This is a genomic window from Bacillus sp. SD088 (genome assembly GCF_017355205.1).
In the GTDB taxonomy this organism is placed as follows: Bacteria; Bacillota; Bacilli; order Bacillales; family Bacillaceae_C; genus Lederbergia.
This window is the reverse complement of record NZ_JADIJK010000045.1, coordinates 1-25,524: the sequence shown is the minus strand read 5'-3', so window position 1 is coordinate 25,524 and position 25,524 is coordinate 1. Positions and strand designations below refer to the sequence as shown.

Annotated in this window: 24 protein-coding genes and 5 pseudogenes; 5 read left to right on the top strand and 24 right to left on the bottom strand. The window is 38.1% G+C overall.

The window, feature by feature from the left end:
- Window positions 1-452: 452 nt before the first annotated feature.
- The 5 genes and pseudogenes from IPU53_RS23730 to IPU53_RS23710 all read right to left on the bottom strand — a co-directional run bounded on the left by IPU53_RS23730 (window position 453) and on the right by IPU53_RS23710 (window position 3,310).
- Window positions 453-977: a methylated-DNA--[protein]-cysteine S-methyltransferase gene (locus IPU53_RS23730; protein ID WP_207453827.1), complete on the bottom strand. Its 525-nt coding sequence runs from the start codon at window positions 975-977 to the stop codon at window positions 453-455.
- A 29-nt stretch (window positions 978-1,006) separates the two neighbouring features.
- Window positions 1,007-1,078: pseudogene (locus IPU53_RS25710) on the bottom strand (Ada metal-binding domain-containing protein); the annotation flags it as partial.
- A gap of 264 nt (window positions 1,079-1,342) precedes the next feature.
- Window positions 1,343-2,425, bottom strand: a complete 1,083-nt coding sequence (locus IPU53_RS23720) for an NAD(P)H-dependent flavin oxidoreductase (protein WP_207453825.1) — start codon at window positions 2,423-2,425, stop codon at window positions 1,343-1,345.
- Window positions 2,426-2,775: 350 nt separating this feature from the next.
- Entirely contained in the window at window positions 2,776-3,009 is a 234-nt protein-coding gene (locus IPU53_RS23715) for a hypothetical protein (protein WP_207453818.1), read from the bottom strand.
- Window positions 3,010-3,055: 46 nt separating this feature from the next.
- A complete protein-coding gene (locus tag IPU53_RS23710; RefSeq protein ID WP_207453817.1) occupies window positions 3,056-3,310 on the bottom strand; it encodes a hypothetical protein in 255 nt (84 codons plus the stop codon).
- Between the two features lie 338 nt (window positions 3,311-3,648).
- Between IPU53_RS23710 and IPU53_RS23705 the strand changes: the two genes are divergently transcribed.
- The 3 genes and pseudogenes from IPU53_RS23705 to abc-f all read left to right on the top strand — a co-directional run.
- Window positions 3,649-4,203 (top strand): PadR family transcriptional regulator, encoded by a 555-nt coding sequence (locus tag IPU53_RS23705; protein ID WP_207453816.1) that lies wholly within the window; start codon window positions 3,649-3,651, stop codon window positions 4,201-4,203.
- A gap of 107 nt (window positions 4,204-4,310) precedes the next feature.
- Window positions 4,311-4,490, top strand: a complete 180-nt coding sequence (locus IPU53_RS25390; RefSeq protein WP_313886554.1) for an RAxF-45 family protein — start codon at window positions 4,311-4,313, stop codon at window positions 4,488-4,490.
- A 177-nt stretch (window positions 4,491-4,667) separates the two neighbouring features.
- A pseudogene (gene abc-f / locus IPU53_RS23700) lies at window positions 4,668-6,281 on the top strand (ribosomal protection-like ABC-F family protein); the annotation flags it as partial.
- A 102-nt stretch (window positions 6,282-6,383) separates the two neighbouring features.
- Here the strand turns inward: abc-f and IPU53_RS23695 are convergent.
- From IPU53_RS23695 to IPU53_RS23675, 5 genes and pseudogenes are all read right to left on the bottom strand, one after another.
- On the bottom strand, window positions 6,384-7,040 hold the full coding sequence (locus tag IPU53_RS23695; protein ID WP_207453814.1) for a pyridoxine/pyridoxamine 5'-phosphate oxidase: 657 nt from the start codon (window positions 7,038-7,040) through the stop codon (window positions 6,384-6,386).
- A gap of 322 nt (window positions 7,041-7,362) precedes the next feature.
- Complete coding sequence (locus IPU53_RS23690) at window positions 7,363-7,542, bottom strand: Arc family DNA-binding protein (RefSeq protein ID WP_207453831.1); 180 nt, start codon at window positions 7,540-7,542, stop codon at window positions 7,363-7,365.
- A gap of 12 nt (window positions 7,543-7,554) precedes the next feature.
- Window positions 7,555-8,400 carry an SPFH domain-containing protein gene (locus tag IPU53_RS23685; RefSeq protein ID WP_207453813.1) on the bottom strand — a complete coding sequence of 282 codons (846 nt, stop codon included), beginning with the start codon at window positions 8,398-8,400 and terminating at the stop codon, window positions 7,555-7,557.
- A 167-nt stretch (window positions 8,401-8,567) separates the two neighbouring features.
- Window positions 8,568-9,110 (bottom strand): annotated as a pseudogene (locus IPU53_RS23680) (glycosyltransferase family 2 protein); the annotation flags it as partial.
- A gap of 181 nt (window positions 9,111-9,291) precedes the next feature.
- Complete coding sequence (locus IPU53_RS23675; protein WP_207453808.1) at window positions 9,292-9,783, bottom strand: RrF2 family transcriptional regulator; 492 nt, start codon at window positions 9,781-9,783, stop codon at window positions 9,292-9,294.
- 257 nt (window positions 9,784-10,040) lie between these two features.
- Here IPU53_RS23675 and IPU53_RS23670 point away from each other — a divergent pair, with 257 nt between their 5' ends.
- Window positions 10,041-10,478: a carboxymuconolactone decarboxylase family protein gene (locus IPU53_RS23670; protein WP_207453806.1), complete on the top strand. Its 438-nt coding sequence runs from the start codon at window positions 10,041-10,043 to the stop codon at window positions 10,476-10,478.
- A 204-nt stretch (window positions 10,479-10,682) separates the two neighbouring features.
- Here the strand turns inward: IPU53_RS23670 and IPU53_RS25150 are convergent, their stop codons facing one another.
- Together IPU53_RS25150 and rpiA are read right to left on the bottom strand one after the other, a co-directional pair.
- On the bottom strand, window positions 10,683-11,015 hold the full coding sequence (locus tag IPU53_RS25150; protein ID WP_242698535.1) for a hypothetical protein: 333 nt from the start codon (window positions 11,013-11,015) through the stop codon (window positions 10,683-10,685).
- A 313-nt stretch (window positions 11,016-11,328) separates the two neighbouring features.
- Window positions 11,329-11,997 carry a ribose-5-phosphate isomerase RpiA gene (gene rpiA, locus IPU53_RS23660; protein WP_207453804.1) on the bottom strand — a complete coding sequence of 223 codons (669 nt, stop codon included), beginning with the start codon at window positions 11,995-11,997 and terminating at the stop codon, window positions 11,329-11,331.
- A gap of 172 nt (window positions 11,998-12,169) precedes the next feature.
- Between rpiA and IPU53_RS23655 the strand changes: the two are divergent.
- Window positions 12,170-12,733 (top strand): annotated as a pseudogene (locus IPU53_RS23655) (YjgB family protein); the annotation flags it as partial.
- Window positions 12,734-13,063: 330 nt separating this feature from the next.
- Here IPU53_RS23655 and IPU53_RS25705 read toward each other — a convergent pair.
- The 12 genes and pseudogenes from IPU53_RS25705 to IPU53_RS23595 form a co-directional block, all read right to left on the bottom strand.
- Window positions 13,064-13,159, bottom strand: coding sequence for a DUF123 domain-containing protein (locus tag IPU53_RS25705; protein WP_207453801.1), 96 nt, complete (start codon window positions 13,157-13,159; stop codon window positions 13,064-13,066).
- 134 nt (window positions 13,160-13,293) lie between these two features.
- Entirely contained in the window at window positions 13,294-13,431 is a 138-nt protein-coding gene (locus IPU53_RS23645) for a hypothetical protein (RefSeq protein ID WP_207453799.1), read from the bottom strand.
- A 260-nt stretch (window positions 13,432-13,691) separates the two neighbouring features.
- Window positions 13,692-16,280, bottom strand: a complete 2,589-nt coding sequence (locus tag IPU53_RS23640) for an FtsX-like permease family protein (RefSeq protein WP_207453797.1) — start codon at window positions 16,278-16,280, stop codon at window positions 13,692-13,694.
- Window positions 16,281-16,766: 486 nt separating this feature from the next.
- The gene (locus tag IPU53_RS23635) at window positions 16,767-18,473 is read right to left on the bottom strand and encodes an ABC-ATPase domain-containing protein (protein WP_207453795.1); all 1,707 of its coding nucleotides are present in this window, start codon (window positions 18,471-18,473) and stop codon (window positions 16,767-16,769) included.
- An 88-nt stretch (window positions 18,474-18,561) separates the two neighbouring features.
- Window positions 18,562-19,826 (bottom strand): annotated as a pseudogene (locus IPU53_RS23630) (erythromycin esterase family protein).
- A 59-nt stretch (window positions 19,827-19,885) separates the two neighbouring features.
- Window positions 19,886-20,794 (bottom strand): sensor histidine kinase, encoded by a 909-nt coding sequence (locus IPU53_RS23625; RefSeq protein ID WP_207453793.1) that lies wholly within the window; start codon window positions 20,792-20,794, stop codon window positions 19,886-19,888.
- A 20-nt stretch (window positions 20,795-20,814) separates the two neighbouring features.
- Window positions 20,815-21,564 carry an ABC transporter permease gene (locus tag IPU53_RS23620; RefSeq protein ID WP_207453791.1) on the bottom strand — a complete coding sequence of 250 codons (750 nt, stop codon included), beginning with the start codon at window positions 21,562-21,564 and terminating at the stop codon, window positions 20,815-20,817.
- Entirely contained in the window at window positions 21,561-22,475 is a 915-nt protein-coding gene (locus tag IPU53_RS23615) for an ATP-binding cassette domain-containing protein (RefSeq protein ID WP_207453789.1), read from the bottom strand. Before IPU53_RS23615 ends, IPU53_RS23620 begins: the two co-directional genes overlap by 4 nt.
- A 101-nt stretch (window positions 22,476-22,576) precedes the next feature.
- Window positions 22,577-23,257: a response regulator transcription factor gene (locus IPU53_RS23610; RefSeq protein WP_207453787.1), complete on the bottom strand. Its 681-nt coding sequence runs from the start codon at window positions 23,255-23,257 to the stop codon at window positions 22,577-22,579.
- A gap of 194 nt (window positions 23,258-23,451) precedes the next feature.
- Window positions 23,452-24,063: an ABC-2 transporter permease gene (locus tag IPU53_RS23605; protein WP_207453785.1), complete on the bottom strand. Its 612-nt coding sequence runs from the start codon at window positions 24,061-24,063 to the stop codon at window positions 23,452-23,454.
- Window positions 24,056-24,925 carry an ABC transporter ATP-binding protein gene (locus tag IPU53_RS23600; RefSeq protein WP_207453783.1) on the bottom strand — a complete coding sequence of 290 codons (870 nt, stop codon included), beginning with the start codon at window positions 24,923-24,925 and terminating at the stop codon, window positions 24,056-24,058. The genes IPU53_RS23605 and IPU53_RS23600 overlap by 8 nt, the downstream gene beginning before the upstream one ends.
- Window positions 24,926-24,978: 53 nt before the next feature.
- On the bottom strand, window positions 24,979-25,272 hold the full coding sequence (locus tag IPU53_RS23595) for a YfzA family protein (protein WP_207453781.1): 294 nt from the start codon (window positions 25,270-25,272) through the stop codon (window positions 24,979-24,981).
- Between the last annotated feature and the right edge of the window lie 252 nt (window positions 25,273-25,524).

Sequence of the window (25,524 nt, the reverse complement as noted above, 5' to 3'; positions counted from 1 at the left end):
TAATTTCCTAAACGAAAACAAAAGCGCAAGCGCCTTGAACTAGGAAGAAAGGCTAAATTCGCGCCGTCCTGGCGCAACACCTTTCTGACCAACATCCTGTTGGCCTTCGACAAGCAAATGTTCCTGAACCTAGGAAGGGGCTTTTTCCCTTCATAGATTAAGGGTTATTAAGCAGAACATCGGCTAAGGTCGCCACGTCCTGTGGCAACGCCGATGAACTCACATCCTGTGAGCTTCTCGGGCTAGGCGCTGGAGCTAGATGTCGACCACGACATAAGCTACTTATCCACAAGCTATAATTTTATAATGCGCAAGCGCCTGTTTAAAGGATGAGTGGCTATGTCTGCAACATCCCTTAAATAGGCGCTTCGTCTACACTCGTACATCCATCCTGTACCTCGCTACGCCATCTTACTGTCAGGTCATTCGGGATATATTAATGAAAGATTGACTTAGGCCTTTATTTCTCTCTCTACCATCAATAATTTTTCTTTCATCGGAATACCACCTCTAAAGCCAGTCAATTTACCATCCTTTGCGAGCACACGATGGCATGGAACAATGATCATGACTGGATTGGCACCAATTGCAGCACCAACAGCTCGCACAGCTTTAGGCTTTTCAATTTTATTTGCAATATCCATATAAGAAACGGTTTTACCATAAGGAATCTTTTGTAGCTCTTTCCAAACTGCTTCTTGAAAAGGTGTTCCTTTTAAATCAATTGGTACATCAAATTCTGGATTTTCTCCATCCAAATAAGAAATGAATTGTTCTTTATAAGCCATTAATTTTTCTTCATCATGAACTAACGTGGCACCTGTCCTCTTTTTATCGACCCAGTTTTTTACTTCATCTATTTCTTTCTCCTGTGAACCAACAAAGCATAATCCCGTTTCCGTTGCAGCAAGATACATTGACCAGTCATTATATTCTAATTTTGCGTAATAAATTGGTTGTCTCTCTTCATTTTGCATGGGTCGTCACCTTCTTTTTATATTCATTTCTAAATTGACGTGGTTGATTTACAGAAAGGGCGACAATATATTTTTGTTGTTTTCATTTCATAGATAAATTGTCTATCCTATTCTTTATCATTCTTAACAGTTGGTTTTCTTCGTTCTGTCGATATTTCGATGTTTATAGGCTGTCACCTCTCCTTCTATTCTACACTTGCAAGAAAGGAAGAAAAGATGTGTCCAATTAAAAAGCAAGATATGAAAGGTTTACTTAAAAATAACGATCACCATTCATCCATAACGTTGTAGATTTAGTGTTGTGAAAATATAGAAAGGCAACATGGTTTCACTGAAAAAGATGTTCCTCCTGTATCTGTTATATATTAATCCTTCCTTTTCCAACCATTTATAATTTGTTCAACCTGTGCAATGATCGCTGCAATTAGCTCACTAGCCGACTGTTGTTTACATGAACGTGGATTTTGACCACACCACATAGACATCCATTCTGGTCGATTTTGTTTTCCTGCTTCACTTCTGATTCGTTTGGTCAATGTGTTTTGGATTGGATATGCCGGTAATTCCTTTTCATATTTTTCCATTTTGCTTATAAAATCATTGCGAATGCCTCTTGCTGGTTTTCCGCTAAAAGTAGAGGTAACGACTAGCTGATCCTCTGTAGTGTTTAAAACGGCTTCTTTGTATTGCATATGTACACCACTTTCTACACTTGTCAGAAATGCCGTCCCCATTTGAATCCCTTGTGCTCCTAAAACCAAAGCAGCCAAAACACCTCGACCGTCAGAGATTCCCCCTGCTGCAATCACAGGAATATCAACTTGATCAACCGTTTGTGGAATAAGCGCTATGGTCCCAATCATCGCCTCATCAAATGATCCAAGAAACGTGCCACGATGCCCGCCAGCTTCACTTCCTTGCATCACGACCATATCCATCCCAATTGCTTCATTTGCCTTTGCTTCCTCCACCGTTGTCGCTGTCCCCACCAGCATGATCCTTTTTTCTTTTAGCTGTTGAACAATTGCTTTTGAAGGAAGACCAAATGTAAAACTACAGACAGGAACTTGTTCTTCTATCATAATTTCTATTTGTTTTTCAAATGTAACTGTAGTTATCTCATTCACTTTTGGAGTTTCCGCTATCTTTAATGCTTCTCGAAAAGGACGAAGCCACTCGTTTGTTTGTCCAACTTCTTCCTCTAATACATTCGGTGTTTCAGGAATAAACAGGTTGACAGCAAAGGGCTGGTCTGTGAGCTGCTTAATCCTTCGGATACTTTCTCGTGTCTGCTCCGGATTCATATAACCTGCACCAAGTGTTCCAAGGCCCCCCGCATTGGAAACAGCAGCTACCAACTCAGGTGTTGTCGTTCCTCCTGCCATGCCTGCTTGAATGATTGGATATTTAACACCTAACTTATTGGTTAGTTTATTTTCATGCCACATCCCGGTTCCTCCTTTTTTAAAGTAAACTCCCATACCCTTACTCTAGTAGAAAATGAATGTGCCATCCAGCATTTTTTTATTTCGCTGGCCTATTAGGGAAATAATTAATAATGGATCGTTATAGGAATGAGGAACGTCATAACTATTCCCTTCTTTACAAATCTTATCTAACTTCAGAATTTTAATTAGGCTTGTAGTGTTTGGTCCAGCCATTCGAATACATAATGATTAAATAACTGTAATGCCCCAAAATGACAATGTTCCTCCGCAGCCTCTTCCTTAGTGAATTTCCGATACGTTTTTGGACAAACCAAGGCATTATACAATTGCTCAGGTTGGCCGGAGAAAAATTAATCCGTCTCCGCTTCACAAACCAGGGTTGGACAAATGATTTGATTAGCAACACCTTCTAAGGTATATGGTTCAGTCTTTTCTATTAATTCAAGAATGGAATTTGTTCGAAATGTGAACTTTCCATTTTCTATCGCCCAACGTACACCCGTATCCTCTTGCATTAGCTCTTTAACTTTCTCTTCAATTTCTTCCCGCGATACGTTTTGAACGTTTTTTTGCTCTTCTTCCATGTAAGCTTCGCCCATTTTGCTAAATTGAAAGTTACAGGCGTATCCATCAATTTACAAGCCTGTCTAAATGTATTCCTACTGTTCTTCCATGTGGATAATATTCGTGGGTCTTCAGGGATTCCGTGCAAAAAAACTCAGTTGTTCGATAATAATTTGTGGCCCTAAGAAAAGCCTTCCGAGCGCTGATCCGTTGGCCAGCAGCCAGTGCAGAATCAGCCAAGCTGTATATTTGTTTGGCTGTCGTGTACCATTCCTTATGCCAACTTTCGAATTCCCCTTCCTTAATTCTATATGCAGTCATCAAACATTCCCCCAATATCCGCTCCTCCATAGGTCGCATGGCTTGTAGTGCGTAGTAGCTCGGACGAAAATGTTTGGTCTTCAAATATAAAACGCATATCCATCACTCCTTGTTTTTTGTAAAAATCCATTTAATAGGTTAAAATTAACCTACAATCTTCCATATGTTAACTATAACCTACACTAAATTTAATCTATAGAATAATAACTCTTCATTTAGATTGCAATTGTACAAAGAAACACGTTTCAATAATATTGCTTACTTAATTGCTGTAGATTGTTGAAAGCTTTTTTATAAGTTAATATTAATTAACAACAATACGAAAAGGATGGGTATGAATGAGTTCAATTCGCTTTGCTTTACTTAGTTTATTGGCTCGTGAACCACTAAGTGGATATGATATGAAGCAACAATTGGATGGGAGGATTAATATTTTTTATAAAATAAACAACAATCAACTTTATCCCAACCTCTCAAAACTACATAACGAGGGACTTATAGAGCTACAATCATATGAAAAAGCATCATATAGACCAGCGCGAAAGGTTTATAAAATTACCGAAGAAGGCATCGAGAAGCTGAAATTGTGGGTTATGGAACCAAGTGCACCAGGAGCCTGGGACGAATTTCTGTTAAAACAGTATAGTGGATGGCTGGTTGATCCGGAAGTCATGCTTCCACAGGTTGAAGAGAAAAAGAAAGAGCATGAAAAGCGCCTTGAAGAATACAAAGATAAGATTGATACCCTTAAAAAGCAGCATAGTCCTTTAACGAGTAACGAACCATTTTTTTCGTCGATTGCTGTGCTCGAAATGGGGATCGGCTTTGAGCGTAGCTCTGTAGAATGGTGTGAGAAAATAATAGGCTGGCTAAAGGAGAATAAAATGTCATAGGTTTTGTGATTAAACGAAACCTCATTCTGCAGTTTTTAACTGCTTGAAATGGACTGAACAGGAATAGTTATCAAAAAGGCTTGAAAAATCTTTCTAAAACTTATAGGATGTATACTATATACATTACGATGAATTGGAGGTGGGTAGAGATGTTATATCAAGCTGTTTTAGTGCACGGATTTTGGACTGAGTTCTTATTTTTTAACCGTGCAAAATTTGCCGCTTTCGTTGTTAACGGGATACGTATGTCCTTTTTTAACAACTTAATAGCAGATTTAAAACGGTGAAAACATCTCTAAACCCATCATTATATATACTTGGTTGAAGAGGAGCTTTTTCATGCTCCTCTTTTTTTATCCATTATTTTTTTATGAAGTCATGGGGAAGTGTATTTCCCATGGCTTTTTTGTAGTCAAAAATATATTGATATTTCATTCTGTATAAGTGCAAAGGAGGCTGTATTAATGATTGCATGTAGTGTTCAAGAAGCTACAAAGCTGTATGGTGGTAACACTATTTTTAAAAATATAACATTTGAAATAAAAGAGAATGACCGAGTTGGTTTGGTTGGTCGAAATGGAAGTGGCAAAACGACATTATTAAAATTATTAGCTGGAGAGGAAACGCCGGATTCAGGCCAAATTCATTGGAAAAAAGGTTCACAAATAGGATACGTGAAACAAATTGCCGACTTCAATCAGCAATCAACTACGAAAGAGGTTTTAAAAGGAGCCTTTTCAAAATTATTGCGTATTGAGGAAAAGATGAAGAAGCTGGAAATACAAATGAGTACAGAAGTCATCGACTCCAACATGCAAAATTTGATGGATGAATATGGTCGTCTACAAGATCTGTTTTTATCGGAAGGTGGCTATGAAATAGAATCCACCATGAAGAAGGTCGTGAATGGTTTAAATATGAATGGATTGTTAAATAAACGATTTTCTACACTAAGTGGCGGAGAAAAGACAAAAGTGGGCTTAGCCTTCATGCTCCTTAAAAATCCGGACTTTTTATTATTAGATGAACCAACAAATCATTTGGACATTGCGGCGGTGGAATGGTTAGGGAATTTCCTACAACATTATCAAGGAACAGTCGTGATAGTATCTCATGATCGTTACTTTCTAGATGAAATGGTGAATAAAATTTTAGACTTAGACGAAGGAGAGATTCAGTGCTTCGAAACAAATTACTCAGGTTATGTAAAAGAAAAAGAAGAACAGCTGCTTAGAGAATTTCAAGCTTATAAAGAGCAACAAAAGAAAATAAAGAAAATGAAAGAAGCAATAAAAAAGTTGAAAGATTGGGCGAACAGGGCGAATCCCCCTAATGAAGGGCTTCATAAACGAGCAAGAAATATGGAAAGGGCATTAGAAAGAATGGAGAAATTGAATCGTCCAACACTTCAGAGAAAGAAAATAAATTTAGAAATGGAGGCCTCTAATCGAAGTGGAAAGGATGTGATTGTTTGTCAAGATGTATCGAAAAGCTTTGGCAATCAACAACTGTTCAAGCAAGTAAATCTGCATATTACCTATCAACAAAGAGTGGCCATCGTTGGTGAAAATGGCACCGGGAAATCAACGTTAATCCAATTAATGCTTCAGCAATTACAGCCTGATACAGGTGAGGTTCGAATAGGAAGCAATGTCAAAATCGGTTATTTATCTCAGAATATTTTTTCTGATCTGGGGAATGAAACGGTCCTCGACACATTTCGCCATGAGATAATCATGACCGAGGGAGAAGCAAGACAAGTGCTAGCAAGATTTTTATTCTATGGACATACAGTCTTTAAAAAGGTGTCACAACTTAGTGGCGGAGAAAAAATGCGTCTGCGACTAGCTCAATTGATGTATCAAGATACTAATTTACTCATTTTAGATGAGCCCACGAATCATTTGGACATTGAATCATTAGAAGTATTGGAAGAGTCACTAGAAAATTATCATGGAACGATTCTAGCTGTTTCCCATGACCGTTATTTTCTTAATAAGCTGTTTGAAAAGATTTATTGGATCCAATCAAACAAAGTACATTGTTTCGAAGGCAATTACCGTTGGGCAAAAGAAAAAATGCTGGTTGAGTGACACCGAATCATCTTTGGCCATTGCGATCTTCACTTTCAATTAGTGCGGGGGATGAAAGAAATCCCGCACTGATTGAGGTTTCACTTACTATGGCCAAAGTAAATGCTGACACCACTTCCCATGATGCAAGTGATATTTCACTCTAGTATGTTTCCGATTTTGTGCTGCTTGCCAAAACTCCACATCTTTCGCTACTACTTTATATAAAGTCCAAGCTGGAGGAACTAAATTCGGATTTTTTTCTAGTTCATTATATTTTTCTGCCAAAGCTTCTTCTAACTCATTCCGTTCATGAAGCATTTGGCTCTGTTTCCCAAGTAATGCGATTGCTCTAGCCACTGTTCCTCTTTTAAGAAAATCATTTGTATTACTTTTCTGATCCATCTTTTCTACTTTTCCACGAATTCTAATTTGTTTCCCCATCGTCGGCCAATAAAAGTTTAAGGCAATATTAGGATTTGTTTCCAGTTGCTTTCCTTTTTCACTGTCTGAACTTGATGCAAAATACCATCCCTCTTCATCAAGATCTTTTAGTATAAGAACTCGCGAGTCTGGGTATCCATCTTTGTCAACGGTACTTATTGTCATCGCATGCGGTTCTTGAACGCCATTTTCAATTGCTATTTGAAACCATCTTTCAAATAGCTCATGCGGAAGATACGGTGTATTTTTATTTTCGAATGCAGGAAATTCTCCAAGAAGTGTTTTACAATGAATAATTTGTTCTCTAATCTCTCTGTCCATTTACTCCACGCTCCCAGCTTATAAAATCGCATTCTTCTTCTGTTTTTCAGTGGATGACAGTATTCATCTAACCAATCTTCTTAAAAATTGATATACACTTATTCTCATTGATTATAATACTGATGTCAACGAGTTCTCACCTGATACCCGGAATCCTTTGTTCCTTAGTTCACTTTTTCGGTCCCAGTAAAATAGGGGTAAGCAGCATAGCTTTGATTACAACAAAAAACCATAAGAAATCGGATGCGATACCAATTTCTTATGGGTTGCTATTAGGAAAAGCGAGCCTTCTCAATCTACAATCGAGTCAACACCACTTCCATTAATCTTCCTCTGTGTTTTTGTCTTCTTTTTTCGGTAATCTACCTGCTCGCTTAACTGATTCTCTAAGCAAAAATTCAACGTGGCTATTGACACTGCGAAATTCATCTTTTGCCCATCGTTGCAATGCATCGTAGAGTTCGGGATCAATGCGTAGTGGAAAGTTCTTTTTCTTAACCATCATAAGACCTACTTATTGGTAAAGTGATCCTGTATTAATGACGGGCTGGGTCCCCTGGTCCGAAACAATCGCAACAAGTAAATTATTGATCAGTGCTACTCTACGCTCATCGTCTAATTCAACAATATTATCTGCCTCTAAACGAGCAATCGCATCCTGTGCCATCCCAACAGCACCTTGAACAATTTGTTCACGTGCAGAGATAATCGCACTTGCTTGTTGACGTTGTAACATGGCTTGAGCAATCTCTGTAGAATAAGCTAAGTGTGTCAAGCGAGCTTCAATCACCTCAACGCCAGCAACCTTTAAACGTTCTTGAAGTTCTGTTGTCAATTCATCCGATACTTCATCTGCATTGCCACGTAGTGTTAGTTCATCATTGGTAAACGAATCATATGGATAAGTGGTCGCCACTGCACGAATGGCTGTTTCGCTTTGAATTTCAACAAACTGTTCATACTGGTCCACATCAAAAACGGCCTTCGCCGCATCAACGACCTTAAATACAACTACCGCTGCAATTTCGATTGGGTTCCCGTTCACATCATTTACTTTCAATCGATTACTATTGAAGTTACGTACTCTTAAAGAAATCGTTCTGCGTACAGAGAATGGAACAGTGATTAATATCCCTTCCCGTCGTACCGCTCCCATATACTTTCCTAAAAAGATAACTACAATAGATTGATTTGGTTGCACAATCGTAATCCCACTAATAAGAACAACAGCAATAATAATAAGCACAATTCCTAAAATAAGTTGTGATTGAAAAACACAAAACGCACCAATAGCTAGTAAAACAATAATCAAACCGATCCCCAATATTCCATTTATGCTCCAAGCTTTCCGTTCTTCCATGAAACCACCCCTCCATATCCTATTTATATTATTATGATATCACTTTTATATCAAAATGTAAATTCCTATGTAAGAAATCAGTTGATATGCTTCGTCCAAATGTTTTTTCATGCTAGCTCCTTTGCTCAAACCGCCTGTTTTCAAGGCAGGATAAATAAAGTGCTATTCTTCAAGTTGCGATCTTTCGGCACCTTATCTGTTGATTTATCGGCTTTTCGATGCCTGATCGCAACATCGGCTGAAATAATATTTCCATATACTTCTAAATATTCATGAACAGGACCAATCCATTGAAAATTCCTTGAGCGCTTGACTAGCCTATTCCTACGATAACTGAATGTTGGATTATCATATTCATCAAAAGCAATTTGATAGAGCATCGAAACAGCATCCACCGATTCGTCCAAATTGTTTATTACCTGTCTTAATTTCTGTTGATTTTCCTCTGTCAATATATCGTCCGCATCAAGCCAGAGAATATAATCACCACATGCTTGGCTAAACGCAAAATTTCTTGCTGCCGAAAAATCATCCACCCATTTAAAATCAAGAACCTGACCTGTGAACTCCTTAGCAATCTCCTTTTTATGATCTGTAGAACCGGTATCAACAATAATGACTTCATCACAAATAGGCGCTACACTCTCTAAACACTGGCGTAACACCTCTTCTTCATTTTTTACAATCATACACAAACTAACCTTAACCATACATGTACACCACCAATGATAAGATATAGTAATATATGATCAGAATTGTTATTGTGAACCTTATACTGGTCTCAGAAATGGAAAAATAAAAAAATGAGAAGATCAGCCATGTATCAGGACTGATCTTCTCTTTGCCGTTTCCTCGTAATAAAGAAAGTTCTATTTGCATCACTTCTTGAGCTTATTTAAAAAATTCTTTTGTTGCTTCGATATGTTCACTTGGCAGGGTGTGTTTTAATTCCGAGTCTAGCCACGCAATGGTTTTACTTTTTAAATAATCACGCATCTGTTGCTCCGCTTCAAGCATCACTTTATTAATGGTACATTTCGATGGACTGGTATTGCAGGAAGCGCACTTCTCATCTCGTCGATAAGCAAAATTCTCTCTAATATTCTTACACTGAAATATCGGTTTTTCTCCTTCTATCGCCTTTACTACATCCCAGAACGAAATATCTTCAGGTTTTTTACTAAGTCGATAGCCTCCATTCACACCAGGTACAGAACGAACGATACCTTCTTTAGCTAATTTTCCAAATACCTTTGAAAGATATGTTTCTGACAGACCCTGAAATTCTGCTAATTTTTTTATTCCGATACTTTCTTCTTTTGGTACATCTATTAGATAAACAAGACTGTGTAGCCCATACTCTACCATGACACTATATTTCATTCTCTCACCTACTTCTAAAAATGAAAAAATCGTTTCCTACTTTCTGCTTATATCTGTATATTAACATATTTTATCAATATTCATTTGACAAAAGTGAAAGATAAGGCTATATTAAAGACATAATTAATCAACGATTAATGTTGTCTACAATTGTCACTATCTTTAATCATCCATCCAAAAGTACGTCCAAGTCAATAAGACTGTTGAATGCCTGAAAATATGCGTGTATGTAAACATTAACTTAGGAGGAATGGAAAATGACACAACGCATGAATTATTTTGAACTCGCACCTGATGCGGTAAAGATCATGAGAGAGATGGAAAAGTATACGAAAAAAAGCGGCATTGAGAGGAAATTACAGGAGCTAATAAAGATTCGTGCATCACAAATAAATGGTTGTGCATTTTGTCTCAATATGCACACAGCTGATGCAAGGAAAATCGGAGAAACGGAACAACGTATATATTGTGTCAGTGCGTGGGAAGAATGCAATTTCTATTCAGATGCAGAAAAAATAGCTTTAGAATTAACGGAGCATATTACACTTATTTCAGAAAAGCGTGTTCCAGATGATTTGTATGTGCGTGTCCGTAACTATTATTCAGAAAAAGAGTATCTGGATCTAATCGTGCTCATTAATCAAATCAACAGCTGGAATCGACTCTCCATTGCAGCGGGAAATATCGCAGAATAAAAAAATGGTTCTGCACATCAGGCATTTGATGAGTAGAACCATTTTCAACGTATTCTTGGAATTTTGTGTTTCAGCCTACAATTATGCAACAGCTGGACTTCAATCCTGTGAAATCCTTCTAAATGTATTCTATATTATGATCTTCACACCATCTTACCGCCATACGTTTATATTCACTATCCCGATAGGAAAACCATTGTTCTTCTATACCAAAATAATAAATTTTATCTTTAAATCGTCTAAAGGCTCCCCGACCTCGGATAGCATCCTCCAATTCATCTTGGACTTCTCCTTCTGGGAGACTCCATATAAATGTCTCATTATGTGATAGTCATTTATTTCAAATTTGCTTGGAAGTTCAATGTATTTATTATCTTCATCGTCCTCTAAATCTTCGAGGAAATCACTTTGATCAATGCCGGTATGCATGGAATCGCCATACATAATGATTTCTCCGCTTTCCGTGTTGTAGTAATACTCAAATTCATCACTTGCCGATTCAATAGCCTCTAGGACATCTTCCAGTTTTACTTTCATCTAGCTTGACCTCCTATAATTGGATTACATTCTATTAGCCATTTTATATCTTTTCATTCCTATTTTAAACATGGGAACTTCTGACTAGTAGCGAATCGCTGACTAAATTCCACCTGCAAATAAAAGACATCTTATATTTTTTATCAATATAAACAAGGGGTTCCACTTTTCCCAGCTGAACTAGCCATCAGGAAAATCGAAAAACAGCCTGTTCCATATACATTTGTGATAGGATATACCCACTTCTAAACTATTCTAAAAACGGATCAAGTGGGGTCTAATCAATTCATAATTAGCTCCCACTCGATTCGTTTTATTTAACCAAAGTCTTTACATTTCGATCTCTTCCACCAATCACAATGGTGTCAGCCATATTAACAAAAAGACCGTTCTCAACTACACCAGGAATCATATTTAATCTATTATTCAGGTCATAAGCATCTTGGATGTTTTCAAAAAAACAATCCACTAGATAGTTTTCATTATCCGAAATGAAAGGGGCACCATTTTCCATTCGTAATTTGGGTTTGCACCCCAGTGAACGTATCTGTTTATACGTCACTTCCCATCCGAATTGGACAATTTCTACAGGGAGAGGAAATTCACCTAAATTCGAAACATATTTCGCTTCATCTATCACGATAATCAATCGTTGGGAAATGGAAGCCACCAATTTTTCCCGTAATAAGGCTCCTCCCCCACCCTTTATAAGCTCAAAATTGGTATTGGCTTCATCAGCACCATCTATCGTTACATCTAATTGCTGGATCGAAGACAAACTGACTAATGGAATCCCTAGTTCAATTGCGAGCTTTTCAGTATGTATAGAAGTAGGAACTCCTTTTATATTCAGTCCTTTTTTTACTAACTCACCAAGCTTTAAAATGGACCAATAGACTGTCGAACCAGTTCCGAGCCCTATATGCATCCCATCTTTGACATATTCAACTGCCTTTTCACCAGCCAGCTGCTTAGCATTCATACATAATCCCTCCGAAAGTAATCCGTTCACTATTTCTTTAAATTTTAACATAGATACTTCATTCACTCTAAATTGATTTCAAAAAGGTTTCCAGTATTGTCTTCTTGAAGGTATAATCATTCAAGTTTTATTTCCTTTTTTAAGGGAAAAACATTACTAGGAGGGATAAGCAATGACATTAAAAAAGACAACATCGAAAATGATTGCTGCCTCATTATTGACAGGTTCAGTCTTAGGATTCACTGCACCAGTTCTCGCTGAATCGGTTCATGCAACATCTGAGACAGCAGTTGCTTCTACGAATCAACAGGTAGTTGAGACCCTAAATCAGCTTTATGATCAAGCCTTTTCGGGAGAAATGCCAAAGCTTGTTGATGGACTACAAATCAATGTAAGTACAAAAGAGGATGTCCATAATCAGATCGGCTTACCCGAGGATCCTGCAACTAACGACGATCCTTTTGATCACTATCATGGCTCTATGGGGCAGGCTAGTTACGCCTTCGCCTATCATCAAAACGGAACGATTTCAGAAATTCGTTACTTTGGAACACAGGTAGAACGTCAACAAAATCTTGGAGGCATCTCACCTGCAGTATTAAGCGAGCAAATAGGCAGTGCCGATAAGATTCTAACTGTCCCTAATACAAATGAGAAAGATTATGTTTATATAACAGGCGATTACGAGCTTCATTTTGTAATTGGCGATGATCAAAAGGTTGACCATGTGAATTTAACACCTGCTACGGATCAAACCAATATTTCTAGTGGAGCTGCCGCGATAGAATATTTAAGACATGAATTGGATTTAGATAACAATGATGATATCGCCTTTAGTGATATGGGCGGAGATCTAAAGAAAGATAAAGCAGGGTCATACTACACGATAAAACTAACCTCTAAATCTATGCAGGAAGAGGGTGGAACTGGAACTGTAGGTTTATATAAGGTATATCAAGATGGTACCTATAAGCTGGAAAATTAAGATATGAAATAAAGGTTGAACAAGTGTCTTTTAAACCAATAGGTATGGAAAAAGCGGCTGTCCAATGAGCCGCTTTTTCGCTTATGCATCAGGAAATAGATAAAATAAATGCGAAAAACATCGACAATCTGATGAACCAAAGCCTTTTACTGGCATACTACCCGCATTTTCTTGCATTAGCCTCTGAAAAAGTTTGCATTCCCCTTCATCTTATATGCAAATAAGGTCATAAATAATCAATATGCCAGTGTTCTTTTTGTCCATCTGGATATGTCTATTTATTCTAGCTTGAATATTTCGTTTTGCACTTCTCACATATGTATAATGGCCTTTTGGAAAATGAAAACAGCCCATTTTCCGATTGTAATCGCCTCTTCATCCTTTGGCATAAATACTTTTATCGCGTAAAGGGTATCAGCTTCTTTGATTGAATAATCCATAGATTCCATCGCTATTCACCTCTATATAAATTGTTCCGATGATACACATTCTTCATTATAGCAATGTGTACTCCCTTTTTCACAGCTATAGCATTCCTAGTCTTCTTTCAAGAAACGTAGGCCACACATATGAGCATAATCACAGCTGAATTGCGAGGGACTTTCGTACCCTACCCGAAATGCAGTATCTGCTACGTTCATTGGCTCATAGACTCCGTACATGGAAAAACCTTCCTCTGTTATGTTGGATTTTAAACAAGTGGGCTGATTCATCCATTAGTCTTGAAAACATCCATTATTTTCATTCTGGCTATTTTTCCCGCCATCGGTAATGTGGCCAACACGGTCAATATAAATATGACAAGATAGAGAATTCCCACTCCCCCCAAGGGAATGTTCGCAAATATGACTCTAAAATAACTGGCAAGGTTGTAGACTGAAAAAAGTAGTATAGTTGCAGTCGCGCTACCCATCATGATAGATAGGATAGCCAAGATAACCCCCTGCCAGACTACCATTTTCATCATTTGAAAAGGTGTCAAGAATATGGAACGCAATACGGCATATTCGCGTCTTCTCGCATAGATTCCCGCATTAATTGCATTCAATACGCCTCCCGTGCCACAGATAATAATAATGACCGTTACACCCAGGAGCAGCATTAGGATTTGTTGACGTGAAGTATCTATACTACTAATCGCTTCCGTTAGATGGCCCCATCTCATTTCTGGGTATTCCTGTTGCAAAAGATTAAGGGACTGCTTGATCTGATCCTCGTCACCATCCTTCACCTTGATATACATTTCCCACAAATTTTCAGGTTGGATGGCTGGGTGGCTTTCATCGATAAATAAGGAGCTTTGATGTTGAGGTAACACCTCCAGCTTATCGGTAATATCAACAATGACTACGGAAGTGGGCTGATCATCGATAATGATCGAGACCGTATCCCCTATCTCGATTCCCAGTTCATCTGCAACTTTTTTGGGCAAAACGCCGGCATCCTGTAATGCATCATCTGGCAATGAAGCTAAATCCCATTCGGCCAAGCTCCTTAAATCCGTCACAACATAGCTTAGTACATCTTGCTCTTCGTTTATTGGAGTCTCAAGGTTGTTGTTCCCATCTATCTTTGCAAATTCCGTTACTGGCAATGGTAAAACCTTCCCCACCCCCGCTAGTTCTTCCATTTCATACTTTAAATACCACGGCATTTCGGGGGCAGAAGTAAGGAAGAATTCCTGTTGTGCGTTCACAAAAAAATCTGCGTTCAAATTTTCTGCCTTGTCCACTGGAGCGGAACTCCCAGTAGAAAGAAACAAAGTGGCAACAGGGACGCACACCATGATAACAAGCGCCATTAATATGACCGTTGATAGCTGCGATTTTTCCACCATTATCCTTTGGGCTGATAACTTTAATGAACGGCTTGCCACCCAATCTGGCAACAGGGCTATCAATCGCAAGAAGCCCATTCCCAGCCAAACCGCCCGACTTAATAAAGCCAGACACAGGAATAGGCCGCCAAGCATACTGGACAATGCTTTCACATTGATGAGCGGAATACTGAGAGTGTCCTCCGGTATAAGAAAGTTAACCAGCCATAACAATAATCCGGCAATAGCAAAAATCACCCACCATACTGCTTTGCCACTTCCCTCATCTGTACTATCCATTGATTCTCGAAAGCTCTGTACGGGTTCGGTATCGATCACCTTTCTGACTACACCAAGGGAAGTCAATAATATAGCAAGCCAGGATATAAATGCGGTGACCGCCATCCCTATACCGCCGGCAGAATGAGCTTCAGTGGCTAAATCCAGATGCAACAATCTAGAAACCCATATGATTCCATGGGCACTAAATCCCCAAGCCAAAATAAAGCCCAAGAATGAACCGAGCGCAGCAATCAAAGCCCATTCATAGATGACCATTTTCAGAAGTTGTTCAGTACTTCCTCCGACCGCACGGATAACTGCCAATTCTTGCAAACGTTGCTGGTACGCTGTTTGCATCAAATTATATACCAATATGATACTCGTCATGAAAGCAATGATGCTCAGTATATAGCCATAAACACGAAAAAAGGCGTATTGTTCCTCTTCTTCCTCCATTCCATTCAATGCTTCTACACGCACTTCCATTGGCAACTCTCTTATTAAGTCGTCCCCTATGAAGGGAATGTTGACTTTCGGTTTCAGTTCAATCAAAATAGGATTCATCGTTTCCGGCAGCCCCAGCACTTCTTGCAAGGATGACAAATGAAAGAAGATCCAATTTTCACTGGATTCTCCTTTATTTTTCGCTGGCTGCAAAACCTCAGCCACTTTCCAAATAACACTATTCCCGTCAAGCAAGTCAATTTCGATAGAATCGGATACGGCAACATCCCACTGAGCTGCCAAGCTTTCCGATAACGCCACTTCATAGTCCGACAAGTCTTGCTTGAATTTGTAATATTCTTTTGTCACTTTTTCATTGTCAACACCGACATAATGAAAAGTTGTGTCATCAAGAACAGCGCTTTGATTTTCATATAGAATCCTACCCGCCATTTTTCCTTCCAACGCTTTGCCCACTGATTGTATTTGATCAAAGCTATTTACTTTTTCAAGAATGTCGGTATCCAAGCCACTCCATTCATTTTCACTTGTCGGAGGAGGTGAACTGATCCTGATATCGGCTGATCCATATTCATTCTCTAACCGCTGATCTATGTCTTGATTGAACATGGTATGTAGCTGAAACATGGAACAGAGCAGGCCGACGCCTAAAGCAATTGCTAAAATTGAAGAAAAGGTTCTGCCTTTGTTGACTAAAATCAATTTAAGAGAGAGACTCCATACGTTGCTAACCACTGTATTCTCCGTTCCCTTTTTTAGAGAACTCCTGATACCAATGAGCTTGTAAAGTAAACATGTTATAATATTCTCCCTTTCGATTTATTAACCCCTTGTGTTATAAATATAAAACGGTTACATTTTAGACTCAGAATTTATTATCGACCAAGAATTATCTGAGGGACAATGACAACGAATTTGCAATTACTCGAGTTTTGGTGCTGAACCTACTGAATCACTGAATCCACTCAGAATTTGAAATGTATAACCGCTTACTCAAACTAGGTAAGTGAAAACGCCAGTTACTATCACAGCTTGCAGATGGGTTTATTAATAAATTCTATAAGAGCCCATCTAATCCTCCCTTATTTCGAAAATCGAAAGATATTCTTAGTTATTACCTTTCTGCAATTCTTCACTGAATCATTAGAATGATAAAGACCCATGTTTCTCCAACTGAATAAGAAGATTGTTGGGGAAATCATGGGTGATTTATATATTAAATTAAGTTTTTATTCTTAATCCCCGATAGCGATTAAGAGTCGCACAGAATTCTAATTTTCGTGGTAGAGCCAGGTTTCCGGGATGACCCGTATAAGGTGAGATGGAATCCAGCCCAGATTGTTCGATATGCTTATAAATCCGGTCAGCAGCTTCAGAGATAGTGAGTTTTTCATCGAGTAGTTCTTTTTTGAAAAAATCCAGCATGACCGCAATACAGTTGGTTTGGCTATCGTCGATTAGTTGTTCTAGCCCGGACAGATCGATCTGTTCCCTACCGTATAAAATCGTATGTCTCCCTTTTGCTTTTAAGCGATTTTCTTTCCCTGTTCGTGAAAAACTAGTTTTTAAAGGGACTCTGGCGGAAATCTCCCCAAAGCTATGATTCAATATATTTTCTCTTTTATAGCCATCGATGCTGGCAATCGTCTTAGCCGCATCGGTCACATCCTTCAACTGATATTCATCCATCATGATGATATGATCGGCTACATCAAAATAATCTCCTGAACCACCAATGATCAGGATAGTAGAAACACCAACCTCATCAAACAGCGGCTTTACTTTATCTATAAATGGGGTGATCGGTTCCTTATCAGGTGCAATCAATTTCTGCATCCGTCCATCTCGGATCATAAAATTCGTAGCAGACGTATCTTCATCAATCAACAACAGCGAGGCTTCAGCTTCCAATGCTTCCATCACATTAGCCGCTTGAGAGGTACTTCCGCTAGCATTTTCCGTAGAAAACTGACGGGTGTTCTTTTTGCCAGGAAGATTATTGATAAAGGGAGTAATATTCACTTTTTCAATATTTCGGCCATCTTCAGCACGAATCTTCACTGCATCTTGACGGGTGATGACCATCTCTCTGCCATCGCCGGCAATATGATGGTATACACCAAGCTCCAGTGCTTGCAGCAGCGTAGATTTTCCGTGGTAACCGCCGCCTACAATCAGCGTGATCCCCTCAGGAATCCCCATTCCAATAATGATTCGCCCACTTGGCAACTCGATTCGCATTTCAAATTTTTTCGGACTTACAAAAGGAATACCACCCTTTAATGGCTTATCGGAAACACCGCTTTCCCGTGGTAAAACAGAGCCATTTGCAACAAAAGCAACTAGTTTCCTTCGTTCTAACTGCTCACGGATATACACTTGATCCAGCATCAAGATCACTTGATTGATCATCGCTTCTTGATTTACATTACGATATAACAGAGCTTGCTTAACAATTCGTGGAAGAGTTTCCTTAAAAATCCGCGTTGCCGCTTTCCCTAAAATCCGCCTTCCAGCAGCTGGTAAACCAATTTCAAGGCGAACTTCCAAGCGGTCCTCTTTAATTAAAACAGAGGTGCGTTCCAGCATTTCTTGGCCACAGCGATCAATCAAGATCATTCCGCTCTTTCCTGTTCCTTGACCAGCTTTGTTCCATTGTTGAATCCCATTCCAGAACGTTCTCGTCAAAAAATCAGCAACAGCAATCATTTTATTTTTTGAATCAAGCCATTCATCGGGAATTCCAGACGTTTCTCTATTCATCATAATGCGCACCTTAGACGGCGGTGCAAAGGGATCGACTTGAATATGGTCAACTGCAAGCTGATATTGGTCATACTCATATATTCCTTTGATTCGTTTATAAGCACTATATTTTTGTCCGTCTAAGGATTGTAATAATTGCTCAAGATCTGCAGCGCTTTTCATATAAAAATCTCCTCTTTACTACTTGTCTTCTGCTCATACTTCCCGCCCACCATGTTGTGATTATGTGTATAACTGTACCTCTACTATCTTATTCAATTACAGTAGTCGGTGTTGCTTCCTTAATAATAATAAGGCCATCATATGAATTTTTTGGGATCATATCAATCGTGTAGAACATTTTTAGCAACTTGTGCCAAGATCGGAAATCATCACCGATATTCACCATTTTTTGCTCATTACTTATAATATCCAATAATTTCTCTGATTCGCTAGCTTTTTCAAATCCAACATAAAAGATATTTGGCTCTACTTTACTAAAGGCATCAACTAAATCATTATGATTCTTTATGATATGAGTCTGTCTTTCATCAGATCCACGGTTTATGGCCTGAAATTCGCTATTCATTAAGTCAGTACCAATTGCAAAATACTCGGATCCATATAGCTCATCTAAATAATTTCCCATTGATTTGTAACCGGCTAATGATGCAGATGTTTTTTCAATATGTCCATTATGCGCGGAAACAAACACTTTGTCCTGCCTATGTGCTTCTTCAAATTCCACGATCCATTGTAAATTATCTGCTAAAAATTGATCACGAAGCTCCGCATAATTTCCTTCATCTAAAAATAGCTGTGTGCGCTGCTTCATCATTTGAGCATGCTGTAAAGCGAAGGCAAACGCATCCTGAGACGATTGTTCACATATGTCTCCTCGTTTGCTTGCAAATCTGACATGATATTATCGATGGTATGATTTATTTCCTCCAACTGCTTTGTTGTTAATTCACGCATTGTATCATTTGATACGTGCTCCAGTTGATCTTCATACTTTTTATTTGCATCGATATTCACGGCCTCATAATAGTCAAGCACTGCTTTTTTATTATAGTCATAACGCTGCATATCATTACCATAGAAATAAACCTTCTCATCTTCGCTCGCCGCAGCATTATAAACATGCAACCATTGAACAAGCTCAACCATTTGCTTCGTATTATAAATTCCATAATCGAGCATTTCTACTGCCTCTTCAGCTGTACCCTCTCCATTTAAAATGAATTGGTTGATTTGCTGCCCGCCTCCAAAATCACCTTCCAAGACAAATACGCGGACATTTTCATTTTCAATTAATGCTGCAAATACATCCTTTTTTAACTCTTGTAATTCGATATTCCCATGTGTCGCTTCTCCTAAGCCAATGACTTTTACATCATCAGGAATATCGATTTCTTCAATGTTTGAAATATATTGACTTGCTTCGTCAATTGCCTTGCCACCCCCACAGCCTGATAATAAAATAGCAAGAAAAATGGCTACATATAATAAAGAATACTTCTTGGAAAAAATCATTTTATATCCTCACCTTGTAATACATTCTCATGTAGAAAAATAGTCTGCCAGATTATCTTCTAATCCCACCTCTTAAAAAATACATCAATCCTAAATTCGTCCTCATATACTTCGGCAACGACCTTACCGTCTTGTTTGTTGATCAGCTGTTGCACAATATGCAGGCCTAGCCCATGCTGTCCACTCGTTCTGCTCCTATCCATGCTATATGTTCGGTCAAAAATACGTTCTAGTTCGCTTTGATCAAATGTCTCGATATCATTTGCTGCTCGTAATCGAATGTATTCCTCTTCTTCAATCAAGTTAATCGTGAAATAGCTTTTAGCATATCGCAACGCATTTTGAATAATATTGGTGATAATTCGGTTCGTTGCCTTCTTATCAGCCAAAATAGGCGATACGACTGCCTCATCTACCTTCACTTTTAATTGACTTTTTTCAAAATCTCCGTAGAACATTAGCATCGTTTCTACCACCGCTTGGTCCAAATATACCTGTTCCATATCCAATTTCTTGTCCGAGGATTCGATTTGCGAAAGCTCATAGAATACATCCACCATCATAGTAAGATTGTTAATCTTTTTTTGAATAATCTCCAAAAATTCCTTTTTCTCTGCTTCTGATAAAGATGGATCGGTTAATAATTCGGAGAAACCTTTAATAGAAGTTAAGGGTGTTCGCAAATCATGTGAGATATTCGTAATTTCTTGCTTCAGCTCTTTCTCTCTCTTTTGCGATTGTTGCTGATCTTGCTTAAATAAATGAATCAGCTGGTTGACCTTGGTAATAAATCGGATTACTCCCTTACTATGCGTATTTGTTCGCACCAATTCATTCGTACCGAAATTCTCAATAATATTCGCTAATTGGTGTGTCATTCTCCTTAAATCCCAATGAAGATACAGCAACATCCCAACAGTAATCACTAGCAGAGATGCAAGAATAATAATCATCAACCAGCTGCCCATTGCTATTCACCCCTTCCTTATCAATCGATGTTTCGTTTAGCGAACCTTCTCGCTCCTATTAATAAAGCAATCACTGCAAGCACGATGCCAGTTATCCAACAACGGTAATCAAAGGAAGTGGTTTGATTCATGAAGTCTGTTAAGTTCTCAGAAAGCAATGTGCTTGGCATATATTGATACAGTTCATTTAGCCACGGAATAGGACGAAGAAGCAGTCGAAACAGGTCACCAGACAAAGTGAAAAGAAGAATAATAGCTATAATCGTATAGACATCAGCGAATTTCAACATCTTCAATGTATGCATGAGGACGAAGCCTCCCATAACTAGTGGCAGCATATTGCTACTTGCAAGAAAAAAATGACTAAGTACTTGACTCTCATGATCAAAAAGGGTTTCTCCAAGTCCAATGACTAAGAATATTCCAATGATACATACCAATAAGAAATAAACTGAGGTCAACATAAGCTTACTCCAAAAGATCGTACTTCGAGAGATACCAAAGGACACTGCTTGTTTGATAATGATAGTATCCTTTCCAGTTAGAGTGGCGTTATAAAGAAAGCTTACAAGAACAATTTGTGTCCCACTGCTAATCACATTAGTGTAAAAGAAGCTACTCGTTCCGTATGGAAAATCGTTTGTATAATGCAACATATAATATAAAACAAATGCTGCTGCAGCAATTAAAAGAAAACAGATGACACTTGTTAAATAGAGACTTTTTTTACGTAATAATCGATAGTTTTCACTCTTGATATAGTTGATCATTGCTTATCCCCCTCCACTAACCCTAAGAAGTATTCCTCTAAATTTAGAGCTTCGATCCTCGATTCCATCACCGATACGTCATTATCAATCAAGAGTCGATTAATTTCGCCGCTCTTATCTACATAATTTTGGATCGTGATGATCTGATTAGGGAGGATTTTATATACAATATTGGCATAAGTTCTTTCTAATAATTGTGCTGCCTTAGCCGTATCATCCACTTTAAGCTGGATTTGTTTCCTGCTTTTGCCATCTAATTCTTCTTTACTTAAATCCTCCACAATCTCTCCGTCTTTGATAAAAACAAATCGTGTTGCCAGTAGCTGCAATTCTGTTAAAATATGACTGGAAACCAAAATTGTTATTTGTTTTTCTTGATTGAGCTTCAGCAACAGCCTACGCATTTCCCTAATTCCCTCAGCATCTAAACCATTGGTTGGCTCATCCAGTACTAAGCAGTCTGGATTGCTTAACAGAGAAAGAGCAATGCCTAATCGCTGTTTCATTCCCATTGAATAATCTCGAAATCGTTTTTTCTTTTGCTTTGCCAACCCGACAATTTGCAACACTTCCTGTATGCGTTTCTTTTCCACAACACCACGCTGAATTCGAAAGTATTCTAAGTTTTGCCTGGCTGTAAAATCCGGGAAAAAGGCCGGCGTTTCAATCATAAATCCCATTCTTTTTTTAGCATCCGCCAAATCGCTTCCTGAAGCGCCAAATAAATGAATATCCCCTGTAGTTGCCATTATTTGCCCTGCTAACATTTTGAAAATGGTTGATTTGCCAGCTCCATTTTTACCAATTAAGGCACAGATTTCTCCTTTTTCCACTAAGAAATCAAGCGGCTTAATTACTTCCTCATTCTTAAATGTCTTCGTCAATTGATATGTTTGAATAATAGCGTCCATCTTGCCCGACTCCTTCGCTAAATTTTCTTGATATTCTTAGTTTAGCTTAGGTGTCTTTAATATCCTTTAAGCAAAACATAAAGAAATCGTAAAGAAACTAATCATACCAGCATAAATCCGACTCCCCAAACGGTTTTAATATATTCATCCGGAGTGATTTCGGCTATTTTTTTGCGCAGGTTGGAGATATGTACACTAATGGTATTATCATCCCCTACATACGTACCTTTCCAAATTTTTTCATAAATCTCCCGCTTGGAAAAAGCTCGCTCTGGATGGTTTACTAATAGGTACAAGATATCAAACTCAGCATTTGTCAGCTGTAAAGCTTTGTCTGCTAACGTTACTGAAAAATTATCCGGGTTGATCTTCACACCTCGCCATTGCCTTTCTGCCGTTTGTCGCGGCTGAGTTCCTGATTTTCGTAACTGTACCTCGACACGAGCTTCTACCTCTTTTTGATTAAAGGGCTTGGTTATATAATCGTCTGCTCCCATTTTCAAGACTTGTACCTTATCCTCTATATCAATCTTGGCTGAAATCACAATAATTGGGATCGAACTCTCTTCCCTAACCAGCTTTATAAATTCTTCCCCACTTACACCTGGCAGCATCAAATCCAATAAAATTAAATCAAATGTATTATTTTTTAGCTGTAACATCCCTTCTGTACCAGAATAAGCCGCAATTGTAGTCATCCCTAATTTTGTTAAGATCACACGAAGCAGTTTACTAATTTCTTGATCATCTTCAATAATTAAAATGCTTTTCTCTTCGTTCACATTTATCACCCGCTAAAAAATAGTGTCATCGGTATATTCCTATATGATTATAACCAAATTTCTCTTTCTGTTCATTATCGTATAGACAGCATCGAGAATAAGAAAACAGAAAAAAGATTAGAGCGAATTTCTCTAATCTTCAAATATAATGATTGGAAACGGCACCTCCATGTCATACTCTAAACATCATAGCATCAAAATGCTTTACGTTGATACATAAATTGACTAACCATCCAGGAAAGTAGATACAGTACAATCGCAATAACTGCACCACTAACATATAGTGTGACTGCTGATTGACTTGTAAGAAAATCGGTAATGGTTGTTAGGTTTTCTGCTAAGAGTCGGATGATTGGTGGTAAAATTGCAGCGGAGAGTATAACCCCAATCAAAACCGCTGTTCCGATATAACCTGGCTTTAATATATAAAATAATGGAAAAACGAAGGCAGCAAAAACGAAGAACAGCCCTGCGGCAATGGCAAAATCCCTCATCATATAGCTATAATTAAAGAAATAGAGAATGATACTAGCTATACCAATCGATAAAATCATATACACAATCGCTCCGATATATTTGGCAGTCACAATCTCTTTTCGTGTATAGGGTAAAGAATTAAGAAAAATATTTGATTCTACCTGTTCATCATAAATATATCCATTCATTGGGATATAAGAACTTGCTATGAAAAAAATGAAAGCTGGGCTCATATGCCTGCCAAAAATCGCAAAGAAAATAAGGACTGGAATAAACAGAAATATTTGTGACTTTTGGATAATAAAATCTTTTTTTATCAAGTTAAACATAGTGATGACTCACCCCTTTCGCATAGAACATTATATCCTCTAATGTAGCTTCTTCAATCTCTACTTGATCTCCAAGTAATGTCCTGACTTTCCGCGCATCATTCGTTAAAGCTTGAAATTCAGTAGAAGAACGCTCTAGCTTTATAAAGTTTTTTTCTATATCATGATTGATTAAATGAACATTTCCTTTAACTAAAGCATACCGATCCTGCACATCATCCATCGAATCATTGAACAGAATTTCCCCTTTTTGAATAAAAGTAATATAATCCGCAATTCTTTCTAAATCACTCGTTATATGTGTGGAAAAAAATAGCGTTCGCTTTCCATTTTCCATGATATCTTGTAAGATATCTAGCAGTTCTCTCCGAAAAACCGGGTCTAGCCCGGCTGTCGGCTCATCCATCATAATAAACTCCGCATCATGGGATAAGGCCATAGCCAAAGAAGTTTTCATCTGCATCCCTTTTGAAAAAGTTTTAATTGCTTTATTTAACGGCAGCTCAAACTTCTTAATATAGTCATAAAATTGCTCGTTACTCCAATTTTTATAAGCTGGTGCAACGATATGCCGAAGATCTTTTAAGTTTAAATCCTTATAGAACACATTACTATCATAGACAAACCCCATGCGTTCTTTTATCTCTTTCTCATGATGGGCATAATCCAATCCAAATAAACTTATTTCCCCTGCATCTGCTTGTAAGAGATTCATCATCAACTTCATTGTTGTCGATTTTCCAGCTCCATTCGCACCAATAAATCCTGTTACACATCCTTGTTTTATTTGCAGATTGATATTTTCTAAGGAGAAATCTTTAAAACGCTTGGTTACATTTTTAAATTCTACTATATTTTCCACCTATATCACTCCTTAATAATCCTTGGTTGACTTCATTGACTTACACACACTGTTCATGATTTTCTTTTAAAAATAATCGAGAGGACATCTGCCAATATGTTTAAAAAAATCGCAATTAGGAAGACAAATGTAACAAAATTAAAAAACGGGTAGCTGTATAAGTGAAAGTACTCTGTAAATAATTTTGCGTTTAATATGCGATTGATTATATCTGTATCCCGAACATTTGGTTCCCAACCCGTTCCATCTAAAAGGTTAAAAATAATTTGCGCTACTATAAAAATACTTAGACCGATTAGTCTGTCCTTAAGTATTTTTCCGCGGGTAGCCTCTGTTTCTTCTGACAAAAATTCTCTCCTCCACCCAATATTGTATATATACTATATTATCACTATACACATTATTAAAACATCTTTTCTTTCTCTTTTCAAGTGTCAGTTTTTTGAAAAACAAGAGGCTGTCCAGAAAGTCAGTGAAAACTGATCTTTTCTGTGACAGCCCTTCTTCTAGGCATGTAAAAGGTGGTGTGCGGTTTCCGGTTGCCTTCCGTTCCGGGGCACGCTTTCCGCGGGGCAAGGCTTGAGCTTCCTCAGTCGCTG

What these genes read in the sequence shown, in the direction of transcription:
- IPU53_RS23730 (WP_207453827.1), bottom strand. Translation starts at nt 977, where the DNA reads ATGCAAAATGAAGAGAGACAACCAATTTATTACGCAAAATTAGAATAT.
- IPU53_RS23720 (WP_207453825.1), bottom strand. Translation starts at nt 2,425, where the DNA reads ATGTGGCATGAAAATAAACTAACCAATAAGTTAGGTGTTAAATATCCA.
- IPU53_RS23715 (WP_207453818.1), bottom strand. Translation starts at nt 3,009, where the DNA reads ATGGAAGAAGAGCAAAAAAACGTTCAAAACGTATCGCGGGAAGAAATT.
- IPU53_RS23710 (WP_207453817.1), bottom strand. Translation starts at nt 3,310, where the DNA reads ATGACTGCATATAGAATTAAGGAAGGGGAATTCGAAAGTTGGCATAAG.
- IPU53_RS23705 (WP_207453816.1), top strand. Translation starts at nt 3,649, where the DNA reads ATGAGTTCAATTCGCTTTGCTTTACTTAGTTTATTGGCTCGTGAACCA.
- IPU53_RS25390 (WP_313886554.1), top strand. Translation starts at nt 4,311, where the DNA reads ATGTATACTATATACATTACGATGAATTGGAGGTGGGTAGAGATGTTA.
- IPU53_RS23695 (WP_207453814.1), bottom strand. Translation starts at nt 7,040, where the DNA reads ATGGACAGAGAGATTAGAGAACAAATTATTCATTGTAAAACACTTCTT.
- IPU53_RS23690 (WP_207453831.1), bottom strand. Translation starts at nt 7,542, where the DNA reads ATGGTTAAGAAAAAGAACTTTCCACTACGCATTGATCCCGAACTCTAC.
- IPU53_RS23685 (WP_207453813.1), bottom strand. Translation starts at nt 8,400, where the DNA reads ATGGAAGAACGGAAAGCTTGGAGCATAAATGGAATATTGGGGATCGGT.
- IPU53_RS23675 (WP_207453808.1), bottom strand. Translation starts at nt 9,783, where the DNA reads ATGAAATATAGTGTCATGGTAGAGTATGGGCTACACAGTCTTGTTTAT.
- IPU53_RS23670 (WP_207453806.1), top strand. Translation starts at nt 10,041, where the DNA reads ATGACACAACGCATGAATTATTTTGAACTCGCACCTGATGCGGTAAAG.
- IPU53_RS25150 (WP_242698535.1), bottom strand. Translation starts at nt 11,015, where the DNA reads ATGAAAGTAAAACTGGAAGATGTCCTAGAGGCTATTGAATCGGCAAGT.
- rpiA (WP_207453804.1), bottom strand. Translation starts at nt 11,997, where the DNA reads ATGAATGCTAAGCAGCTGGCTGGTGAAAAGGCAGTTGAATATGTCAAA.
- IPU53_RS25705 (WP_207453801.1), bottom strand. Translation starts at nt 13,159, where the DNA reads ATGCAAGAAAATGCGGGTAGTATGCCAGTAAAAGGCTTTGGTTCATCA.
- IPU53_RS23645 (WP_207453799.1), bottom strand. Translation starts at nt 13,431, where the DNA reads ATGGAATCTATGGATTATTCAATCAAAGAAGCTGATACCCTTTACGCG.
- IPU53_RS23635 (WP_207453795.1), bottom strand. Translation starts at nt 18,473, where the DNA reads ATGAAAAGCGCTGCAGATCTTGAGCAATTATTACAATCCTTAGACGGA.
- IPU53_RS23625 (WP_207453793.1), bottom strand. Translation starts at nt 20,794, where the DNA reads ATGGGCAGCTGGTTGATGATTATTATTCTTGCATCTCTGCTAGTGATT.
- IPU53_RS23620 (WP_207453791.1), bottom strand. Translation starts at nt 21,564, where the DNA reads ATGATCAACTATATCAAGAGTGAAAACTATCGATTATTACGTAAAAAA.
- IPU53_RS23615 (WP_207453789.1), bottom strand. Translation starts at nt 22,475, where the DNA reads ATGGACGCTATTATTCAAACATATCAATTGACGAAGACATTTAAGAAT.
- IPU53_RS23605 (WP_207453785.1), bottom strand. Translation starts at nt 24,063, where the DNA reads ATGTTTAACTTGATAAAAAAAGATTTTATTATCCAAAAGTCACAAATA.